This window comes from Mesorhizobium sp. M2A.F.Ca.ET.039.01.1.1, assembly GCF_003998035.1.
Lineage (GTDB): Bacteria > Pseudomonadota > Alphaproteobacteria > Rhizobiales > Rhizobiaceae > Mesorhizobium.
Genome location: NZ_RZRY01000997.1, coordinates 1 through 1,812 on the forward strand (window position 1 = coordinate 1; position 1,812 = coordinate 1,812).

Consider the following 1,812-nt stretch of genomic DNA (forward strand, 5'->3'; position numbering starts at 1 on the left):
GTTGCGGATGTCGATGACATGCGGTTCGCCCTTGAGCGAATGCAGCGCGTCTTCCCAGTAAGGAGCCAGTTCCTCGCCGCGGGTCAAAAGGCCCTCTTCCTTGTAGGTGTCCAACGTGCCGAGCGCCGCGGCGCACGCGATCGGATTGCCCGAATAGGTATAGCCGTGGAAGAACTCGATCATATGTTCCGGGCCGGTCATGAAGGCGTCGTGGATCTCCTTCTTGACGAACACCGCGCCCATCGGGATGACGCCGTTGGAAACGCCCTTGGCTGTCGTCATGATATCCGGCGTGACGCCGAAATAGTCGGCCGCGAACGGCGCGCCGAGGCGGCCGAAACCGGTGATCACTTCATCGAAAATCAACAATATGCCGTGCTTCGTGCAGATTTCCCGAAGCTTCTGCAGATAGCCCTTCGGCGGCAGGATGACGCCGGTGGACCCGGCGACCGGCTCGACGATGACGGCCGCGATGGTCGAGGCGTCATGCAGCGCGATCAGCCGCTCGAGATCGTTCGCGAGCTCCGCGCCATGCTCCGGCACGCCCTTCGAGAAGGCGTTCTTCTCCGGCAGGTGCGTGTGCGGCAGATGGTCGACGCCGCCGAGCAGCGTGCCGAACATCTTGCGGTTGGAGACGATGCCGCCCACCGAGATGCCGCCGAAATTGACGCCGTGATAGCCGCGCTCGCGGCCGATCAGACGGGTGCGCGAGCCCTCGCCCCTGACACGGTGATAGGCGATCGCTATCTTCAGCGCGGTCTCGACCGATTCCGAACCCGAATTGGTGAAGAAGACATGGTCCATGCCCTTCGGCGCGATATCGACGAGCCGGTTCGCCAGCTCGAACACGATGGGATGGCCCATCTGGAAAGCCGGCGCATAGTCGAGCTCGGCCGCCTGGTGCTGGATCGCCTCGGTGATCTTCGGCCGGCAGTGGCCGGCGTTCACGCACCACAGGCCAGCGGTGCCGTCGAGCACCTTGCGGCCGTCGCTGGTGGTGTAATGCATGTCCTTGGCGGACACGAACATGCGCGGCGCCTGCTTGAACTGCCGGTTTGCCGTGAACGGCATCCAGAATGCGCTGAGATCGTTCGGCGTGACTTTCAGCCGGTTGGACATGACCAGGACTTCCCCTTGTAACCTGTTTCGGTGCGGCCAACGCTTGGTCTTTGCTGCGTTTTCATGCTACGCAAATTTTTGACCGGTTGGACAAACGTTAGCGCCGCCTGTCGGCGGTCAAGGGATTACTAGCGGAAATGCGGCATAAAAAGCGCGCTCCACAGCCCAAGGAAAAACTGGTCCAGAGAATTGGTCCAGATGGGCGCCGCGGCGGATTGCAAGGATGACGGACACGATGGAAGGCTCCGCTCCCCGCCGCACCCGCATCCAGCAGGAAAAGCGCGAGCTGATCCTGGAAGCGGCGCTCGAAGTCTTCTCCGCCAACGGTTTTCGCGGCTCGACCATCGACCAGATCGCTGAAGCCGCCGGAATGTCGAAGCCCAACCTTCTCTATTACTTTCGCCGCAAGGAAGACATTCACGGGACATTGATGCAGCGCTTGCTCGACACCTGGCTGGCGCCGCTGCGCGAGCTGGACGACATCGGCGACCCGCTGACGGAACTCAGGAGCTATATCCGCAGGAAGCTGGAGATGGCACGCGACTTCCCGCGTGAAAGCCGGCTCTTCGCCAACGAGATCCTGCAGGGTGCGCCACGCATCAAGCCGATGCTGGAGGGCGAGTTGAAGACGCTGGTCGACGAGAAAGCCGCCGTCATCAAAGGCTGGATGCGCGCCGGAAAAATCGCCCGCAC

At 62.1% G+C, this 1,812-nt stretch carries 2 protein-coding genes; one reads left to right on the forward strand and one right to left on the reverse strand.

What is annotated here, in order from left to right:
- The coding region (locus EOA24_RS36540; protein ID WP_133374832.1) for an aspartate aminotransferase family protein at nucleotides 1-1,119 on the reverse strand (1,119 nt) is incomplete at its 3' end.
- 235 nt (nucleotides 1,120-1,354) lie between these two features.
- Here EOA24_RS36540 and EOA24_RS36545 point away from each other — a divergent pair.
- Nucleotides 1,355-1,812: TetR family transcriptional regulator C-terminal domain-containing protein (locus EOA24_RS36545; RefSeq protein ID WP_127410743.1), on the forward strand; the 458-nt coding region annotated here is incomplete at its 3' end.